Source organism: Streptococcus suis (assembly GCA_024583055.1).
GTDB lineage: Bacteria > Bacillota > Bacilli > Lactobacillales > Streptococcaceae > Streptococcus > Streptococcus suis_V.
Window position 1 is genome coordinate 366,567 of record CP102145.1, and the last position, 19,705, is coordinate 386,271.

The window sequence follows — 19,705 nt, forward strand, 5'->3', positions numbered from 1 at the left end:
TCATGTCCTCATTTTTTCAGGGTCCGTACTCATGATGTCAAAGAGCTTGGTGTGTTGTGGAATCTTATTCTTGAATGGGACAACGGTGGAACCGGCCTTAATTAAGCCTGCCCCTTTTTCAGGATTAACTAAGTACTTCTCCAGCTCTTTAGAAAGCCCAAGCATATGCACCAATTCTTCGCGATCGCTCTTAGCCTGTTTTAAAAGAATCATGAACTCGCTATTGGCAATAATGCGTCTGCCATTGGCATCCAAAAGAAGCGTTTCTACATTCTGAGTAATACCTGTCGGTATCGCCCCATACTTACGGACACGACTCCAAAGTTTGAAGAAGAAATCAGAAGCGTACTTATCCAGCAACAATAGCTGCATTTCATCAAAGTAAATCCAGGTCTTCTTCCCTAGTTTTTGATTTTTCACCACACGATTCCAAATCTGGTCAAAGATAACCATGAGGGCAATCTGTTTTAATTCATCGCCTAACTTTTTGACATTGTAAATCAGGAAATGACTGTCTGTTTTAATATTGGTCCTATGTGAAAATATGTCCAGCGACCCTTCCACATAGAGTTCCATATCCAGTGCCAAGTCCTTAGCTTCCTGTTCAGGTTGTCGAGCTAAGACAAAGACCCATTCGACCAAGGACGGTGTGTCAAAATGCTTATATGTCAAGCGTGTCACACGATCTATCAAGGATTTTTCACGACCATCCATTTTGCGGTCTAAGAGCTTTCCTATCCAAGACAAGAGAAATTCGGACTTAACCTTAACCGGATCCTCATCCATATTCTCATCAGATAGATCTAAGACATTTAAGAAGGTAGTAGAATCTGGGGCAATATCAATACTCTCCCCACCAAAGGCTTGACCGATAATGCTGTACTCGTTTTCTGGGTCAACAATAATAATTTCAGTATCGCAATCTGCTTCCTTGAGCTTAGTAGAGATGATTTCATGTTTTGTCGCCATCCCTTTGCCAGCTCCAGAAGTCCCTAAAATCAAACCTGACGGAGTATTTAACTTGCCACGGTCAATACTGATGATATTACTTGAGATTTGATTGATGCCATAAAATTTCCCACCCTTGTCCTGAATATCAACGGAAGTCCAAGGTGCATTCACGGCAATATTTGAAGTCAATAGAGACCGAGAAACACCTTCGAGATAGTTCTTCCCAAATGGCAAGAGACTATTAAAGGCAGCTTCTTGCATATAGGTCAAGTTATCAATAATCATAACATTAGACCCTGCCACTTGCTTGATAATATCAAGAGATTGTTTGAGTTGATCTTCAGTATCCGCCAGCACGCCAATTAGAAATAGGGTGTCAAACAGTTTATCTCCTGTTTGGGTCATGGTTTGAAGAAGAGCTTCAGCTTCATCGATGTTGTTCTCAAGAACATGGCCGACCTTCTCCAAATAGATTCCAGTCCGAGCCATCTTTTGTTGTTCCCCAATCTTTTGCGATTCCATCAAGGTTTTCTTGGTTCGCAGCTTGGTCATGGTTTCAGACTTAGTTGATCCTTTAGCATGTAGGCTCATCATCACTTCCAAATCTGACTGCATGAGGTCACGAATAAATTTATCCCCTAGCTCCATACCATAGTCACGAACATAAGCAATCTGTAATAATCTATCGTCCAATTCAATATGATTCTTGTATTTAAAGGAAAGGTAGGTTGGGGCAATAAAGTGTTTGGTGGATTGACCTGAGAGGGTCAAATCCTCGTAAGAAAACGGGAAATGATTTTCACCTCGTAACATATCCGCAAGGACATTCACTCGCTCCTCTCCACCAAGAAGACCAAGAGATACAGCAATCTCTGAAAAACCACTCCTGAAATATTCTCCAATTTGCGACAGAGAACGAAAAGCTAGTTTTGGTGTTTGGTCGCTCTTGCCAAATGAAAGAAACTTGACGGCTGAAAAGTTGTTCTCACCCGCCTCTAAGTTGGCATCCATCATGCGATTCAATTCATCACGATAAGCATCAAACCCATCTTCCTGCAAGGGATAGAGAATACTCTTACGGAATTTTCCAGATTGACCTTTTGATTGAAAATGGTCAGTTGGAAATTGGTCTGATCATCCAGTGAATTGATTAAATCGGAATATTTCTCAACAATAGCTCCCTTATCGTCTAAGCCAACTGTTTGGTAATTAACATCTCCTAAGAGATAGGTTTGTGAGAAATAGCTTGGACTGACCTGCATAAGGCCATTCTGAAAAAGTCCTTGATAGGCTAACGTATTTACGGTAGAAGGGCTGATTTCCTGTTTCTGTGTTTTCATCTTTTGCTTTTTGTCATTAGAAGAGGTCTTTGATTTCATTGAGTGTTTTAATTTTTTCACGTTGGTCTCCTTTTCTTCCAGTAAATGTGCGGTCTGGCACCGTTAGTTCATAATGAAAACGGTACTTGAGGTATATTTCAAATGGTAAATCGTTGGGGCGATAGACCCCAAATAACATGAGTGGAATGGTAAAGCTAAAAACAAAACCATAGACAAACCAATCCCCAAATTGCCAATAAAATAGGTTCAAGCCCAAAACCAAAATGGTTAGGGCGACAGCTGGAAATACAAAAATAACCTGTCTAGTTGTAAATCCCAGCCATGCCCTGTGTTGAACCTTTGAGATGTCCTTAAAGACACGTGTGTTCATAAATGTTCTCCAATCTAAATAAGCTATAAAAAGAGGAGGCGAGATAGTGACTCCCTTCCTCCTACATCCCCAAAATACTTCGGGCGGTTCGTTGACTGCCAACCAAGGCAATGATTAACAAGATGGCCTGTACCAAGCCACCAAACATAATGGCAAGTGATTCCATCACTCCAGCTCCATTTGATACGGCAATCTTTCCAGCCGATTCAAACAAGGGAACAAGAGATACAATTAGAAAAATCAAAATACCTTGAACGGCATAGACCATGATGTTTTTAAGGTAACCAATCCCAACACTTCTCCAGTCATCACTAAGGAAGGTCGGAATGGTAACAGGGGCAAAAGGAATCATCAGATAGAGTTGGATAAAGCGAATGGTAATCAAGATATTGACAACCATGATGCTGGCCATTCGTACCAACCAAATGAGAATCGCAAAAAAGCCAATAATCATTTTTCCTACAATTCCAGATCCCTTAATGCCTGAGATGGTATCATAATTAGCACCACCATTCGTGACAAGACTTGCCACTTGTTCAATAACATATGAGGCAATGGCAATAATGGCTTCCACAATAACCGTCGTATTGGTAATCACGACCGCGACCATGATGTAGCTGACAATCATAGGTGCTATGGCTTCAAAGGTCATTGCACCGCCTGAGTTTGCGATTTTCTTGGCCATTTTTGAAAATTCGAGTACAATAACTACCGCAAGAATAGCTACTCCCAAGGGCTGCATAATCCCCTTGGTAATGGCTGTCATGTAAGACCACACCGTCGGATTAAAGTCCGCTAGTGACTTAACCAAGTTGGCGGTTGATTCTAAATCCACTTGAAACCCTTCAAAAAGGCTGTCGCTAGATACTTTTTCAGAGGCTAGAAATACAAAAGGTGACGTAAAATTCATTATCATGTCATGTGCTGTCCTCCCCTAAATGGTAATCTGAGTCACAAAAGCACCAGCGGCTCCCACCATGACCCCACCAACAATTTCTAGAATGGCATTTCGGACACCTGGCCCACCATCTTTAATGTTGGTTGAAAGGTTGATAATGCCCATGACAACAAGAAAGGCTCCTACTGCAATCAAACCTTTTTGTAATAGAGACATGGCTTGGGAGAACATGGAGCTAGCGTCCACCCCGTAAACAAAGCCTGATAGTTTTTGATTCATATAATTCCTCATTTCTATTAATGTAGTGTCGTTTCTGTGCTTAAATCCCTTATTTTATGGCCTGACAAATCTACCTCTTCCTCAGCGGTTAGGGGATTGATATGATAGTGCCACCAGCGTACATCGGTTTCCTTATCCGCAAGCCATTTCCAATTCTTATGTTTAAGTGGAAAATATTTCTTGGTTCGAAAAACAGGAACTCCTGCAATGCGTACGAGGCATTCATCTCGTTTCATATTCCCGACTTCATCAGCCGTCATCAAGTCACGGGCAATTTTCTGGTGAGAGGTAGAACTTGAGCCAGTCTGCCCAAAAGAGCGACTGCTACTTCTGACATCAATGGTTTGTTTGCCTAGAAGACCACTCATAAATTTGAAAGTTTCCTCGTCATTTCCACCCAAATAGAGGAGGCTGTCACAGTTCCCCAGTATAGTTTTCCAAGCCTCTTTTTCCTTATAAAGTCCTTGGAGTTGAGCAATATTTTGGAGAATAGGCACAAGACTCATATTCCTAGAACGAACTGTTGAGGTTTGTTCGGCAAAGTCTGGGATTTCTCCGAATAGCGATAGGTAAGCCTCTGGTGTTACCACCTCGGGCTTTTCCCCCGCTCCACACCGTGCATGATAGTTTCCCATCACACGGCGTTCCACCGACTAAATCTTACTTTTTAGTGCCTATATAGTCCTCGAATTGTATCATTTCTAGCTCCCTGTGTTCACGAAGCTTATTGATTTTATCTTGCATTTCTTTGGTCAATGGTAGATTTTTGAGTAGCTTACTTACTTTATTGCTATTTTCTTCTCCTACCAAATCCGATACCTCTTTTGAGAGAATAATTAAATTCCTGTAAGTATCGTTTCTTTCTCCTTTGCAAGGCTTGATGTGTTCACAGACCATATCCACAATGGTCAAAGCATTATGCGTAACAGCACATTTGCCTTTTTGTGCTATATACCTTGAAAGAGCATTATCTGCCATCTCTAATGTAGGATAGAGATGAGCATTTTCCATCATATACTTCATAACTTCAAAGCTGATACAGTTTTCAGCGTCTGAGTATTTCCTCACATATTTGTTGACTTCACGTCTTTTATATTTTGGATATTCATAAGATACATATCCGACAGGAACAATCATACGACCATTTATCCATCTACATTGTTTGGACTTTCCGTACTTATCCAAGATGTATTTGCTTGTAATTTCACCTTGTTTCTCTATGGGAAAGCATCGTTTGTTATGATTCATTCCGTTACTTTTCCCTGTAACCTTAAAGGCTATTTCCGCAAAGTCGGATGACACAAGCGTTGCCATACAGTAATAATTGTGCATTCCCATTACCATAGCGTTGTAAAGACTTATATTTTTATCTAATTCACTTTGTTTGCTTGGGTTTTTAATATCTTTCCAAACAGAACCCAGTTTACTGATAACCTTGACTTTACTCTTATCTGCCATATGGGAACGAATAATCCACTTATTCCCTTTTGGTACTACCTTGAATTTTATTCCAAGAAAAGTCGTGTAGTTCTTTCTAAGGTTAGTAATTCCTGATTTTTCATCACTTGTCTTCAAGTGAAGATTTTCAGCTAACCATAGCTTTGTCGCACCCATTACCTTAACCGCTGTCACATAATCTCTACAGAATATTTTAAAATCATCCGCATATCTTACGATATACATTTCTTTTAAGTCGGTTTTTGCTCTGAGCTTGTTCCATTTCTGCGTTCGGTCTATTGTGAGTATGTTTCCCTCGTTATCAACCTTTGTAAACTCGTAGCCTGTACTTCCCTCTTTGATTTTGAACATTTCCCACTGATTAGCAACCCACCAGTCCAGTTCATTCAACACTACATTAGCTAATAGCGGAGATAGAATACCACCTTGAGGTGTACCTGTTTCTGGTGTGATGACGATATCTTTGAATAGAATATCTGCTTTTAACATTTGCTTGATTATCATAATCAGCTTTCTGTCCTGTACTCCCAATCCCCATAACTGACGGATAAGTTTTGAGTGGTCAATATTATCAAAGAATCCTGTAATGTCTACATCTACAACAAAGTGCAGATTTTGTATTTGTGCCATTTTATAGCACTGTGCTATTGCGTTCTGTGTAGACCTGTACGGTCTGAAACCATTGTTTCTTTCGTGAAACTTAGCTTCACAGATTGGCTCTAACACCTGTAAGACACACTGTTGTATCAGTCTGTCCCAAATACTCGGAATTCCAAGAGGTCTTGTCTTTCCATTATCTTTCGGGATTTCTACTCGTCTAATTTTCTTTGGTTGATAATAGTTCAACTTGTTTCTGATGGTTTTTATGACCATTTCGATAGGTAATTTCTGTATTTCTACAATCGTTTTACCATCTGTACCAGGAGTTTTACTCCCGTTATTTTTACAGATATTTCGATATGCAAGTATGATGTTTTGTTCAGAGACAATCATTGGCATGAGCCTATCAAATCTCTTACCGTTCAGGCTATCTTCATAAAGCTGATAACCTATTTCTTTAGCGTCATACCTTTCTGCATTTCGTTCTGCTTTATTTACAATTCGTTTTGCCATAGTAACCAACTCCTTATCGGAGAATGATTTTTTCTTAGTCGCACCACGACAGCTATGAAAATCTCCTTTTGGTGATTACTATATAGACATGAAAGAAAATTTAGTATCGGCTTGTGGCTATCCCTCCACCGCTTATTATCACGGTTTCTTTGGTACTGTGCCACTACTCTCACAACCACAAATGCACTTATTGTAGAAAATGTTCTTTCAGACTTTTCATTTTCGATACAACTACGGTACTTTGTCGCTGATACAGTCAGCTCCCGTATTGGTTGCTTTCCACGTTCCACATAACTTAGGATTGTTACCACTTAGGTCATTCCTTTAGCCCTGCAAGTATTATCTTCAAGACTTTTCTCAAGATACCTGTGTCCTGTAAACACAGAGGGTATTTCATACTAACAACTTTTACTTTACCCCACTTGCGTACCCACTGGTACACTGGCATTTCTACCAGCCATTCGTTTAGAGCCGTACATTCGGAATTTTGTCAGACCGCCTATTTGGTCATTCTAACCATATGGCAACCCCGCCCGCACTGTCACACACAACACCTACCTCTAGGTATCTTTCCTAGTATTTCTACTTTAGGGTGTGCTTCGCACGACTTCTCCGAGCTTATAACCTTAGTCGTCTGTATTCAACTAACGCTATTCGAAGTATTAGCGAATTCCCTTCTGGGCGTTACCCCTTCATTTGAAATTTTAGTTATGCAGTTCTCTAAAACCACATTATTAAATTATTTGTGACTTTAGGCTACGCTTTTGTCGGTTATTCCTACCGCTTTGGGCGTAGAACGTGTCACACCATTCGCAAACTCATCCAGATAGCTTCTAACATGAATCGGCAGTTGCCCTTTAAAGTCCACATCAGCCTGTCTGGTCAAAGTGGAGAAAACCGTAGAGAAAAATAATGCAGATAGAAAACGAAAGGTCGTATCATTATCTGGAATAACAAGATATACCATGGTCTTTTGAGTGCCCCACGTTTTCAAATCCATAGTGTCTTTTTGCGTCAAATCAATCACCGATTGAATATTAAAAAGGGCGAACTTAGCGGTCGTCACAGCAATGACCGAATCCAAGGTCTTGTCCTTGTAGTTCTGAAAATCCGCCCAGTTTCTCATGGTAAAGTTCCCATGACCGTATTTTTTAGCGTAATCTTCAAACAGGACTTCAAGAACACTTTTGTCCTGATTGTCTCCCTTTGATAAGAGTTTGATGAGTTTCCCAATCTCAGAAAAGGCTGGATAACGGCCACGCTTACGTCTTGCTTCCTGCTCTTGCTTGGAACTTCCTGGAGGATTGTAAAAATCTACCAAATAAGAGGCAATAGCTCTCACCAATGTCATGGAAGCCTCGTCCCAAAATGGATCACTGCGAGAGCCAGACCCACGGGTATTGTTAAAATAGACCGTTAACATGCGGTTCAAATCATTCTCTGTTTCTACATAACGAAAGGGATTAAAACCGTCTGAATTGGTCATATTAACCAAGTCTAAAACCTTGACCTGATAACCGTTTTCTAAAAAGAGCTTGCCTGTCTTTTCAGCCAAATGGTCTTTCGGATCTACGACAATATTGGAACAATTAAGTTGGATAAGGTTGGGTTTCACAAAGCGAAAGGTCTTACCTGCCCCAGAACCCCCAATGACAATCAAATTTTTATTTCGGTCAAACTGGGGTTTCTTCTTTTCCAACAAGGTTAGACGAACATCACGAGCCAAAATCGTGTCATTGAAAGGATTCTTACTGTAAAAGTTCCGCTTTTCCTTACTGGTTCCAAATCGTGCAGAACCGTATTCTTCCCCTTCTCGATAGACTTTCTGTCCTGTCGATACATAAAGATAGACTAGTGTGATCGTTAGTATTCCAAGGATAAAGGCAAGAAGAGATTTTTGAGTAAAGGAAAATAGCCATAAAGGATTGAAAACCTGATTTAACCCATCTCCTAAGAGGTAGGCAATACGTTCCATAGGTGGGGCATTGGTTAAACTATCATAGAGTAGGGTTAGACGATGGCAGAAATAGCCAAAGGCGAGACCCAAGAGTCCAAAGACAAATGCTTTTTGCCTGGAATACATTACAAGGTCACCTCCTTGGTTTTGACTGCCGAAGGTTCTGTCACTCTAATTTTCTCTTTGGCCAGTTCTATCTCTTGATCCAAGGTTTTATCAAAGGTTAAACCTTCTAGCTTCTCTGGATTAGACATCAGTTTCTTCAACAATTCATCCAAGTGATGATCGAGCAAGGTCTTATCCTTGGCAAAAAAGTAGAGATAGTCTTTTTGCCAACTAATTGCGATTGGCAGTTTTTCTGACTCCATTAACTCCTTGAATTTCTCAACATCAATTGGCTTATCTAGGATGTCTTTACTAACATCAATCGCTTCAATGGCGTAAGGACTTAGAAGGAGTTCTTCCAGTTTTTGAACCCCAATCTTATAAGCTGAATCTTGAGCCAAGGCTTGCCTAGCCGACCATTCTAAGAGCTTTAAGAGGGTTCTAACTGTCAATAAACTACTTCTTTCCACGTATTGCATCGCTTGACGTTCTTGTTGTTCAGATGACATGGTGACCTCCTCTTTTTTTCGATTCCCTATCAAACATAAGGTGTTTCCATAATACGGAAACACTCTTGATTTTGGTATCACAAGAAAGTTACGACATAAGCCAAACTATTCCAAAGTAAATGTAAGATGATTGCCGTCATACAATCAGTTTTCAATCGAACAGCAGCCAAGGTCAAGCCAAGACAGCTATAGATGAGCCAACTCCCTAACTGATTGGGGCTATGGGATAGAACAAAGAGAAAACTGGTCACGCCTATTTGTACAAAAGGGAATATCAATTTTTCCCACAGCAATTGCCTATAAACAATTTCTTCAAGGATACTTGCATTGGCCAGAAACAATAAAAAGATAACATAAGGAACCTGTTTTCCTACTTGTACCAATACCGCTTGATTCCTAGTCTGACCTGGAAATAGGAAGCTGATGAAGACTGCAAAAGCAACCATAGCCACAAAGCCAAGAAGCAACCAACTTAGGCGATTTTGTACGCCCACAATTTTTAATTGAACAGTTTTATGACGGGCAATCTCTAAGCAAGTCACACTTAATAGGACCAATTGTAGCAAGACTATTCCCTCTATTGTCAGATACTCTTTCAGGTATAAACTCACCAGAAGACCGTTAAGCTGTATAGCTAGATAAAACAACACTATCCTTATCATTGCCACCTCTTGAATAAATCTTCATAATCAATGTCTAAGACTAGAACGATTCGCTCAACCCATCTTGTTTGTGGCATCAGGCGATTGGATTTGTAATGTCGCAGTTTTTGATAGAGGCGATTAAACTCACTGGGATAGACATATTGACCTTTGAATACCTTTCGAGCTAGTTCTGCCCAAGTGATTTCTCTTTCTGAGAGTATGATTTCTAAATTATCCCAAAATCGTTCATTCATCTTCACACCTACCCTGTCACTTGTTTCATCAGACTAGCCTGAAACAGCTCTTCTTTTACTTGTCTGGGAAGAAAGGTACGCACTTCGTCTAGCCCAATAGCTGGATAGACATGATTCTGACAAACAATGAGTGGCAACCGAAGATTCTGGTCTGGCTTTTGGAGAATGAGCTGAATCATCTCATTCAAACTTATCGAATATTGACGTTTAAAGCGAAGAAATCGTGGCGACAGCAACTCAAAACAATCCGTGGTTTTGGCAAAGAGTGACAGTAAGATTTCACGGTTTACATCACACGCTTTTGTACAACGATAAGTCACCCCATAGGTCGTCAAAATGGTTAGTAAATCTTGATTTGTATTGGCATTATTTCCTAGATATACCTCAAGCATAGGCACCTCCTTATAGGATTAGGCTATTTTCAACTGTTGGTTCAGGAGTTGAGAAATAGCGACTCATATCAATGGGCATCCGTCCTTCACCAAAGCACTTGACTATCACTAAAGTCGTTAAAATGCCATCCTTTCCTCTAGCAGAATAATTTTCACCAAAGGCACGAAAGGCCAAGTGATTGTCTTTCGTCAATAATGTATCTACACCATTTTTAATATCCCTAGTTTCCATAAAATCCGAAATTCGATGAAGATTGGATTCGTAGAATAGGGGATCATTCATCTCTTTGTGGTAATCATCTTCAAAAGTCACCTCAAAGTCACAATCAAAATTGGGGAGCGACAGTATCTTTTGTAATAACTGATTGGTTTCAACTTGGTGAATATGTTCATCTAATTCAGTACACTCTAGGATACTTTTCTTATGTAGTAGATTCATGTTTTTCTTCCTCTTCCGTTCTTCTAAATTCTCTCGCAATGGCTTCAATAACTGTGACAGTCACGCTATTGCCGGCCTGTTTGTATAGTTGGCTCTTACTAGAAACACTCTCTGCTCTTTCATAAGCCCAGTCAGGAAAGCCTTGAAGTCTGAAACACTCTCTTGGTGTCAGTCGTCTTATTCTCAGGCGATAAAGTTTCCCCTCTAAGACAATACCTGTGACTTCATACCACTTATCCTGTCGATATTCCAGAGCAGCAACCACCACTCCCATATTGTCTGAAGTTGTCAAGGTATTGGATATTCCCTTTCCCACTCGTCCCCTACGTTTGGTTGAGTCTGGATAAGCCAGATTGACAGAATCTCCAAGAGTTGCCTTTGCGTACCCTTTTTTTGTGGCTTCCTTGATTTTCAGAAATGGCAGCTCCTCCCTCAGCAAAATCTTTGGCACCTTGTCTCCACCTTGCATGGTGGTCAAAGTCGGTGACAAGCCAGAAGTGTCGAATACTCTTCCAGTCTGGTCAAAGCTAGTCGGCAGATTTCCTGCTACAACAACTCCGTGTCTGTCTTGACTGGTCAAAGTAAACATAGGGTCTTGATTGTCCTTAAATCGACGACCATGTTGCCGTTTTTCTAGTCTATCTGGTGTTAAGACTGGAATGGCGATTTTAGCTCCCTCTCCTTTACCTCTTGTTAGTGTAGGAGCAAGTCCACTCGTCAGATAGACTTCACCATTCAAACCACGTTTAGAGGGATTGATATTTCCTAGCCTTTCAAGATGAGCTGGGCTGTTTTCTCTTCTGAGAGGAAATATGAATCTGGAACGGTATCTTCTAGAATGTCCGATAATAAAGACCCGCTCTCTGTTTTGCGGGACTTGGAAGTCCTTACTGTTAAGCACCTGCCATTCGACATCATACCCCAGTTCATCCAACGTGGAGAGGATTGTGGCGAACGTCCGTCCCTCGTCGTGATTGAGTAGGCCTTTGACGTTTTCCAAAAATAGAAAACGTGGTTGGATTTGTTTGGCCGCTCGAGCAATCTCAAAAAAGAGAGTCCCTCGAGTATCTTCAAATCCCAGTCGTCTTCCTGCGAGTGAAAAAGCTTGGCAAGGAAATCCCCCGCAGATGATGTCGACTTGCCCTCTAAATTGTCTAAAGTCATGGTCTGTGACCTCTTTAATATCATGGTATTCTATTTCCCCTTCTGTGTTAAACATGGCTTTATAAGATGTTCTGGCAAATTTATCAATTTCACAAAAGCCCAGGCATTTATGACCCTGTGATTCCATCCCTAGTCTAAAACCGCCTATCCCAGCAAATAAATCTAAAAATTTCATTTTTCCTCTCTTTCCAACTAAAAAAGTGCCTTACACTTGTAAAACTCTTGCTTATATATGTTCATCCATTTCTGGTGCACGGATGATTTCAACAATCAAAATGACGATAGAAATCAGATAGATTTCACCTAGTATCCACCAAATCAACTTAATCACCTCCTTTTACTTCTTGTCGTCTCAGTTGCTTGGTCCACTCTGACAGCACACCATTAAATACGTATTCAGCTATTACTTCCGCTGACCGAGCAAATCGCATATGTTCCAATGCATACTGATAACGGTCACTAAAATAAATCATGGCATAGTCACTAGCCGACTGAGATAGACCTGTCTGTCTTAACTGGTCATGAACCAAACCCCAAATATAATCTCGATCGTACTTGGTCACGCCATCGACTTTTGAAGTAAAGTTCTCTTCTTGTTTCTCATCTACTTGCTGCCTCTCCTCCTCGTCCTCAATAAGGAAATCACTCCCTTTAGTTTCACTATATTTAGTCTCACTTCCTTCAGTCTCACTAGGGGCTGAATTTAAGACCGGCCCCGTCTTTCTTTGAGACCCCCCTAGTGTTTTTTTAACACTAGCCCCGTCTGTATGTAAGACTGGGGTAGTTTCATGTTCTAATTCCCCCAAGTAAATTTTATTTGCCATTCGACCTCTTTCACTAGAGGACTGTTGGACTTCATCAATTAAGCCATAGTCACGTAAGTTTTTTTTGATTGAAAGTAATTTTGACTTTGAACAGCCTAATAGTGCCATCAGATTTGAATTGGAATAAATCAAATAAATAGCCCCATCCTCATCAATCCAACCTTTACTCAAAGACAACTCCAACCGATCTTTTAAAACCGCGTAGGCTACCTTAACCTCCAGCTTCATATCCTTATAACGTTCACTCTCAAACAAGACTTTTGGGAGTTTATAATAACGCTCTGATGTCTGATACTGATTAGCGGTAATACGTTTCATGATTATCCCTCCAAGACTAAAAGTCCAACATTTCCGAATTCATCAAATCGGATTAAACCTACTTGTTCCAATTCATCAACCAGATGAGTTGCTTTCTCAATATCAACTCCTAAAATAGCCACGAGATGGCACATCACGATTTGGCGTGATGATTTTTCCTTCTTTTGCATGATTACCTCCAAAACGCAAAAAAAGGGGTAGACAATTTAATGTCTACCCCCGAAAATTTATTAAAACAAAAATCCTGCCAAAGAATTTTTGGCAGGATTTTTGGCAGGAAACCAAATCAATTTATCAGTTTCTATCAATCGCTTATCGCTCTCAAAGACTGGTAAATAGGGATTCCGCAATCTAATTATGATGTGACTCTTATTTAAGAGTAACATAAGCAAATCGCTTTTAAACCTTAGTATTATGCATTTTTTAGTCAAATATTATTGATAGTGGTCCTTATCGGGGTGTTGATGAAACACCCTCCTTTTTCAATAATTCTGTTATCTCATTACCTACTGTCTGCTTTCTAGCATTGTAAAAATGAGAATAAGTATTTAGAGTTGTAGCTTTATCAATTCTACCTGAACGTTGAGAGACTGCTAAAACATCTTTTCCTAGAACATTGATCATAAATGAATCATGACTATGTCTCAATCCTTTACCAGTTATCTCAGGTACTCCTGCTAACTTAGCCTGTCTCTTCAACATTCTAGTTAAGGTACTCTTAACCATAGGTTCACCAAACTTAGATAAGATGTAGTTATCATCAGAATTAGCAACTTGAACTTTTCTCCAACGTTCTAAGACATTAATCGTTTCATCATCTAGATCAACAAATCGAACCCCTGCATCCGTTTTAGTCTGGTCTTTTATACGATAAATACCACCTTTTAACGCTTCTAAAGTTGAATGGACAAAAATTCGCTTATTCTCTTTATCATAGTCAGACCACAATAAAGCAAAACCTTCACTGACTCGCACCCCCGTCATGTAGTATAACCAAGTTGTCGTAAAGCGATGTAAATCTTCATAGTCTTCTATATCAAAGGTTGCAATAACTTTTTTGAACTCGTCGAATGTCCAAAATTTTGTATCTGGTCGCTTCCCTTTCGGATTATCAAGACTCTTACATGGGAAAGTTTTAATATATTCCATTCTTTCCGCATATCCTAAACATTGTTTGAAACGGATCCAAACACATTTTGCATAATTAGGAGAATGATTTGCTATAAGTTTCAATCGAAATCTCTCGCAATCACGTGGCTTAATATCACGCAATTTCATTTTACCGAATTCCTCTATAAATAAAGTAAAATGAGTGATTGCAGTTCTATAGGTTGAATCCTGTACCGTTTGTCTATAATACGGTAAGAAAATATCTTCCATGTACTGAGCAAATGTTAAATTATAATCTGAATAATCGAATTTATCATAAAACTCAACTCTTGCTCGACAAAGCTCATCATAAGCTTCTTTCTCTGTCGTGAAAGATTTTCCCCACATATTTCGATAACGTTTAAAACGTTGACGTTTCCCAGTTGCAGATACCTTAAATTCAGTTTGACAATATATCCTACCTTTATCATCTCTAAATACACCTTTATATTTCTTAGACATTTATCTGTTTTCCTTTCTTTCATCAGTTATTGGAAAACCGAGCAACTCCTCTACGATAACTTTAGGAGCTAAGTCTAATCGTCTATTATCAAAAGGCGATTTTCTTAATTTTACCGCATTGTTATCTAAATGACTAGTATAAAATTGTTCAACAGCTATTGCTTTAGCTTCTCTAATAATCAGCTTTGATGCTGTCTTAGAAAAGCCAAGTTTCATAATATTTTTATGTGTAATAGTTTCCATTGGATACTCCTTCTATTTTATTCTGATAAACTCTCAGATAATAGTAAAGTACCAATTTATGTTTGAAAAAGTTATCACAGTACAGTCATTTCTAAAATACTACTTTAAAACTTTCATTACTTAAAATTAAAGTAAGTAAATCCCTAGGATTAAAACAGCTATACACTATAAAATTAAATCTACTAACCTATATACTTTTCACGAAACTCTCTACTCAGTGGTTGCATCTGACTAACTTCGAAAATTAAATCTTGAACACAGGTCAATAAAATAGATACATGTTCCTGAGTCACTTGATTATTCACTCTTGCGACAGTCATAATTTCATGAACATCACGTCCAATCTGTTCTAACTTTTGAGTTTTCCAAAATGAAAACCACTCTTTAGCAGTTAACTGTTTATCATCAGTCATTAATAATTGATCTCTGACAAATGGTGAAAAGTGTCGATAACGCTTCTCCCTCATTAATTGTTCAATTTGTTTTAACTCATTGGCTGTTAAATTTATTTCTTTTCGAATATCTCTATATTGTTCAGACATGTTATTTTCTCCTTTTTATCCTTTCTCGGGTAATCCCCGACCCCGTATGTCATACGGGAAATTCCCTAAAGACCTTGTTGGGTCTTTGCGAGCTCAGGCATTGTGGTCACAATCCCCAAAAAATCATATCGCCAGCAGACCAAAACTTTCCAGTTTTGACAGCCAACGATAAGATAACTTGGTGGCTTTGCCCCCCAACCCCCAACAAAAAATCAAGACTTGATTTTCTTAGGAATGATATTAGGATAACAAGGATGATTTGGAAAAGTTATCACATCACTCAATAAAGCATAATAAAAAGAGAACTAAATGCTCTCTTTAATACTTTATAATGAACTTATTATTAGTATTGAACTTGTTGAGGAGGTGCTTTATGAATCAGCTTGAGTTTCAGCGTAATCACCTGCAAATGGACTATTACAGCGAGAGTTACCAAGATTTTGAACGTGACTTCTACCGATACTCCAACATGAATATTCCATTGACCTTCCTGACCGATGATACCCTCAAAACAATGGCGACTTCACATAAGAATTACTTTGTCCTCAATAAGGAAAAGTCCAAAGATAACCGCGATCACTTCTTCATATTTGAAGTAAGAACCTTAGAAGAGAATCCACTAATCTACCGATATTCTTACAAGAATACAACAACTTACTTAGCACAAAAATAGAATCTTAGACATAAATCTAGGTATATGGAAATAGAGTTATTGATTGTTTTTTATACTCCTCACTCAAAGAAAAAAGCCTTGTAAGGCTTCAGAATGAAGACAAACATCTCGATTGATGTTTGTCTTTTTCTGTTTTTTGGTCTGATAGTCGGTCTTTTTGCCAGCATAGTGGTTATTTGTACCATATAAAAAGGCTTTCCTGCCCTCATTTTTACCAATTTCTTGAGATTTAAACATGCCAAAGTCAGTCCAACTTTATCTTCCATTTTGGACTTGCCTTTCTCTCTTGTATAACGGAGATTGTGGTACTCTTTGGCTGTCCCAAAGAGGCGTTCAATGGTTTCTTTCCGTTTCTGGTAAAGCTCCTTCATACCTTTCCTGTGCCGAATCTCTTCACAGGTCTCTAAAGCATCTTTCCAAACATGTCGAGTTACCACTTTCTGCTTGTTCTTGCTTTCTGTACAAATGGATAAGAGTGGACAAGTAGCACAGATAGCTGGATCACTCTTATATTCCCGATAGCCTTCTCTGGTGGTTGTGCGATAGTTTAAGACCTGATTCTCAGGGCAGATATAACAGTCATAGTATTCATCATAAACAAAGTACTTAGAGCGTAGTTTTCCCTTCTTTCCTTTCGGTCGTGTATAAGGAAAGACAGGAGTAATCTCTTGTTCTAGGAGGAAGCGAGCGATACTTGGGGTCTTATAGCCAGAATCAGCTATGAGAAAGCTAGGCTGAAAGGGTTGGAGTTTAGCGAAGAGTACAGGAAAGGCCTGACTGTCATGGACATTGCCAGCCTCCACGCTATAAGCCAGAGCCCAACCATGCTTGTCACAAGCAACCTGAGCTGTATAAGCAAATACTTCCTTATGGTCCCCTTTATGAAACCAGCCACTTTCAGGGTCAGTTGTAGAAATTTTCTTAGCGATGGGTCCCTCCTCTTTTGCGGGCCCTAGCGGCTTTTTTGCATGCTTTTCTCTATCCCTGTTAATTTCAATCTCTAGCTGGTCACTCATAAACTTGGCTTGCTTTTCAATTTCACGATTGATGAATTTACGATTATTCGCCGCAGCCTTGATATGGGTACCGTCAATGAAAATTTCTGTTGGATCTATGAAGCCTGCATTGACGCAGAGACCTAAGATATGGGTGAAAATGCCTTCAATAACTTGTCTATCTTGAAAACGACGGACATAGTTCTTTCCGTAGGTAGTGAAATGAGGCACCTTATCATCCAGTCGAAGACCAAGAAACCAACGGTAGGCAGTGTTGACTTCGATTTCCTTAATGGTTTGACGCATGGAACGAATGCCGAAGAGACACTGAAGGATTGGAATTTTAATGAGCAGAATAGGGTCAAGACTAGGACGCCCTGTATCATCGCTATAGCTATCTGCGACTAAGTCATAGATAAAGGAGAAGTCAATAGCTTCCTCTATTTGACGAAGGAGATGATCTTGAGGAACAAGGTCATCTAAACTGTAGAAACCAAATTGACCGCGATTGTAGTCTGGATTTTCTTTGTGTAACATAGCGATTCTCCCTCTGCTTATTAGCTAGTATTCCTATCTCTATTATACTACTTTACATATGAAAAAGCCGTTAGAAATATAATTCTAACGACTTTGTCTTCATTCTGAAGCCTTGTAAGGCTTTTTCCTTTATCATATTAAGTATATGGAAACCATGTTTCCAATGTTACAGTTATGGATTAAAACCTAAAACAGACTTTAGCATTCCTATAGTTAGTATCATTGAAACTATCTTAATTCAAATGCTAAACTAAAGTTATCCTCGCTCAGTTACTGTCGACTTTTACATTCATTTTTCATTAAAAATAAAATCTGTAATTCGTTTAGCTGCCTTCGTCGTTGCTTTATCTATATCTTCTTTATCCCACGTATCTTTTGGATAATTTGTTAATGATTTAGCAATTACATACCGGCTTCCAATATACCCCTTTTTGTCTGCAATCGTGTACATTTTTTTGGTTCTAAACCAACTATCCCCAATTGCTCGATTGATATCAGCTTCTAAAAGAATTTTATTCCCCAACTTTTCAGCATACTCTTTAAATTCTGAAGCATCTGTAAAACCAGCATCTGCCATAATATTCTCTCGATTTTGACCGCTTTGGGACATAATATGTTCAATATCTACTTGATTTGAGAGACTAAAAATTTCTCCTTTTTCCTTTGCATAAAGGTAGTCGTTTAAATAGACCAAAGATGTTGGAACACCACTCTCCAATAACGTCTCTTCAATTTCCTGCTTATTAAATTCACTAGCAATATGTTGCTTCATTTCCGAAATAATTTCTTCTGGAGCGACCTCCTTCTTACTAAATTTAAGATTAATTTTCTCCAAGAAGCCTTTAAATTTTGAACTACTATAAGGACTTTCTGACAAATCAAGTAATGCACCAAGTTTTATTAAGTAAATCAAAAACTCATTTTCACAACCTTTGTAAAATTGAAAACTCGTGGCAAATGGTTTTAAATTGTTATTGAATTTATCAAGAATCATACCCTCCGGACTGCCTAAATAAGACTCAAAAATAGTTAATATTTGATCTAACTCCATTGTGAATAGAACATCTTCTCTTAACAACTGATTATTCTTATTGAAAAAAGCAGATACCCCTGGGTTTCTCGTTTCAGATTGGAATTGTGCCAATTTGACAAAGATATAGTGCGTTATTAAACTGTTCAAATTTAAACGCGAATGATCAGTTTTCTCAACAATACTCCGCCAGTTTTCTTCAAAGACCTTTCGTTCTTTAGCATTAGCAGTTGTTTGAGAAACAATGACTTCGATAGGTGTTAATGGCAAGCCTGTACCGTTCAATGAATTAAAGATATTAATGGCCTGATCAGTATTATAACTGGTAATGGCAATGACCTGACAATACATAACAAAATGCTCAGCAAATTCAGCGAGTTGTAAATTATTTTTAGTTTCTAATTCTCTATAAAAATATCGGAAATTCTTGAAAAAATTTGTGTACTTATTGTCTTTCCGTCGGTTTTCAATTTTTTTAACAGCATTGGTAATGCCAGAATAACTTTCACCCAACAATATCGTCACGAAGTCATCCTTGTGCAGTTCAGAAATTGAATCATTGACATATTTAAGATCTATGGCTTGAAGTTGGTACTCATCTCGCTTCGTATAAAGATACTCATCGTCTTCATTTAGATGATAAAGCATTTTGATAATCATCCCCTTTAAGGATATTAATTTATCACGCAAACGCTCACCTTCAAGAGAAGACGGTGAAATCTTAACCAATTCTTCTTTTATTCTCAAGAGCAGGGCTTTCAAAAGCAACATAAAAGTCGTTGTCCTCTGCTGGCCATCAATTAAAGCCACTTCATGCTCCTCACCTGTTTCTTGTGCAATCAAAATAGTACCAAAGAAATAATTGTCTTGAGTATCTTTATCAAAATTTTCCTGATGACGTTCGATATCTTCTATCAATTTTTCACATTGGGATACTTGCCAAGCATATGGACGTTGATAGCTAGGAATGTAAAATTCATTCTTACTCTCAAAATAAGCCTTAATTGTTTGATTTTCTGAATCGATTTTTTTGTTCATTGTTAATCCTTTCAACTTATC

General features: G+C 38.8%; 17 protein-coding genes and 4 pseudogenes. 1 reads left to right on the top strand and 20 read right to left on the bottom strand.

All coding sequences use genetic code 11. The annotated features are described in order from the left end of the window. The 18 genes and pseudogenes from NQZ91_01770 to NQZ91_01855 all read right to left on the bottom strand — a co-directional run bounded on the left by NQZ91_01770 (position 1) and on the right by NQZ91_01855 (position 15,411). Positions 1-2,351, bottom strand: a pseudogene (locus tag NQZ91_01770) (AAA family ATPase). After that, positions 2,308-2,661 (bottom strand): PrgI family protein, encoded by a 354-nt coding sequence (locus NQZ91_01775; protein UUM58125.1) that lies wholly within the window; start codon positions 2,659-2,661, stop codon positions 2,308-2,310. Before NQZ91_01775 ends, NQZ91_01770 begins: the two are co-directional and overlap by 44 nt. Before the next feature lie 61 nt (positions 2,662-2,722). After that, a complete protein-coding gene (locus tag NQZ91_01780; protein UUM58126.1) occupies positions 2,723-3,577 on the bottom strand; it encodes a conjugal transfer protein TrbL in 855 nt (284 codons plus the stop codon). 18 nt (positions 3,578-3,595) lie between these two features. Next, on the bottom strand, positions 3,596-3,838 hold the full coding sequence (locus NQZ91_01785) for a hypothetical protein (GenBank protein ID UUM58127.1): 243 nt from the start codon (positions 3,836-3,838) through the stop codon (positions 3,596-3,598). A 17-nt stretch (positions 3,839-3,855) separates the two neighbouring features. After that, a pseudogene (locus tag NQZ91_01790) lies at positions 3,856-4,395 on the bottom strand (TraG/TraD/VirD4 family protein). 103 nt (positions 4,396-4,498) lie between these two features. After that, a complete protein-coding gene (ltrA, locus tag NQZ91_01795; GenBank protein ID UUM58128.1) occupies positions 4,499-6,409 on the bottom strand; it encodes a group II intron reverse transcriptase/maturase in 1,911 nt (636 codons plus the stop codon). 808 nt (positions 6,410-7,217) lie between these two features. Further along, positions 7,218-8,492, bottom strand: a pseudogene (locus NQZ91_01800) (type IV secretory system conjugative DNA transfer family protein). Then, positions 8,492-8,980 carry a hypothetical protein gene (locus NQZ91_01805; protein ID UUM58129.1) on the bottom strand — a complete coding sequence of 163 codons (489 nt, stop codon included), beginning with the start codon at positions 8,978-8,980 and terminating at the stop codon, positions 8,492-8,494. Before NQZ91_01805 ends, NQZ91_01800 begins: the two are co-directional and overlap by 1 nt. Positions 8,981-9,057: 77 nt before the next feature. After that, positions 9,058-9,642, bottom strand: a complete 585-nt coding sequence (locus tag NQZ91_01810) for a CPBP family intramembrane metalloprotease (protein ID UUM58130.1) — start codon at positions 9,640-9,642, stop codon at positions 9,058-9,060. Further along, positions 9,639-9,878 carry a transcriptional regulator gene (locus NQZ91_01815; GenBank protein ID UUM58131.1) on the bottom strand — a complete coding sequence of 80 codons (240 nt, stop codon included), beginning with the start codon at positions 9,876-9,878 and terminating at the stop codon, positions 9,639-9,641. The genes NQZ91_01810 and NQZ91_01815 overlap by 4 nt, the downstream gene beginning before the upstream one ends. 8 nt (positions 9,879-9,886) lie before the next feature. After that, positions 9,887-10,270 (bottom strand): hypothetical protein, encoded by a 384-nt coding sequence (locus NQZ91_01820; GenBank protein ID UUM58132.1) that lies wholly within the window; start codon positions 10,268-10,270, stop codon positions 9,887-9,889. A 10-nt stretch (positions 10,271-10,280) separates the two neighbouring features. Continuing rightward, positions 10,281-10,709: a hypothetical protein gene (locus NQZ91_01825; protein UUM58133.1), complete on the bottom strand. Its 429-nt coding sequence runs from the start codon at positions 10,707-10,709 to the stop codon at positions 10,281-10,283. Next, positions 10,693-12,048 carry a DNA (cytosine-5-)-methyltransferase gene (gene dcm, locus NQZ91_01830; protein UUM58134.1) on the bottom strand — a complete coding sequence of 452 codons (1,356 nt, stop codon included), beginning with the start codon at positions 12,046-12,048 and terminating at the stop codon, positions 10,693-10,695. The genes NQZ91_01825 and dcm overlap by 17 nt, the downstream gene beginning before the upstream one ends. A gap of 148 nt (positions 12,049-12,196) precedes the next feature. Beyond that, positions 12,197-13,015 carry a replication initiator protein A gene (locus tag NQZ91_01835; GenBank protein UUM58135.1) on the bottom strand — a complete coding sequence of 273 codons (819 nt, stop codon included), beginning with the start codon at positions 13,013-13,015 and terminating at the stop codon, positions 12,197-12,199. 2 nt (positions 13,016-13,017) lie between these two features. Next, positions 13,018-13,185, bottom strand: a complete 168-nt coding sequence (locus NQZ91_01840) for a hypothetical protein (protein UUM58136.1) — start codon at positions 13,183-13,185, stop codon at positions 13,018-13,020. Positions 13,186-13,465: 280 nt separating this feature from the next. Further along, on the bottom strand, positions 13,466-14,626 hold the full coding sequence (locus tag NQZ91_01845) for a site-specific integrase (protein ID UUM58137.1): 1,161 nt from the start codon (positions 14,624-14,626) through the stop codon (positions 13,466-13,468). Next, the gene (locus NQZ91_01850; GenBank protein ID UUM58138.1) at positions 14,627-14,869 is read right to left on the bottom strand and encodes a DUF3173 domain-containing protein; all 243 of its coding nucleotides are present in this window, start codon (positions 14,867-14,869) and stop codon (positions 14,627-14,629) included. Between the two features lie 182 nt (positions 14,870-15,051). Further along, positions 15,052-15,411, bottom strand: coding sequence for an SAG1252 family conjugative relaxosome accessory protein (locus NQZ91_01855; protein ID UUM58139.1), 360 nt, complete (start codon positions 15,409-15,411; stop codon positions 15,052-15,054). A 373-nt stretch (positions 15,412-15,784) separates the two neighbouring features. On the opposite strand from NQZ91_01855, the gene NQZ91_01860 reads away from it, so the two are divergent. Next, positions 15,785-16,084 (top strand): DUF5960 family protein, encoded by a 300-nt coding sequence (locus NQZ91_01860; protein UUM58140.1) that lies wholly within the window; start codon positions 15,785-15,787, stop codon positions 16,082-16,084. 63 nt (positions 16,085-16,147) lie between these two features. Here NQZ91_01860 and NQZ91_01865 read toward each other — a convergent pair. Both NQZ91_01865 and NQZ91_01870 read right to left on the bottom strand, forming a co-directional pair. Further along, a pseudogene (locus tag NQZ91_01865) lies at positions 16,148-17,616 on the bottom strand (IS1182 family transposase). A 289-nt stretch (positions 17,617-17,905) separates the two neighbouring features. Further along, a complete protein-coding gene (locus tag NQZ91_01870) occupies positions 17,906-19,684 on the bottom strand; it encodes a DUF262 domain-containing HNH endonuclease family protein (GenBank protein ID UUM58141.1) in 1,779 nt (592 codons plus the stop codon). Positions 19,685-19,705 lie beyond the last annotated feature (21 nt).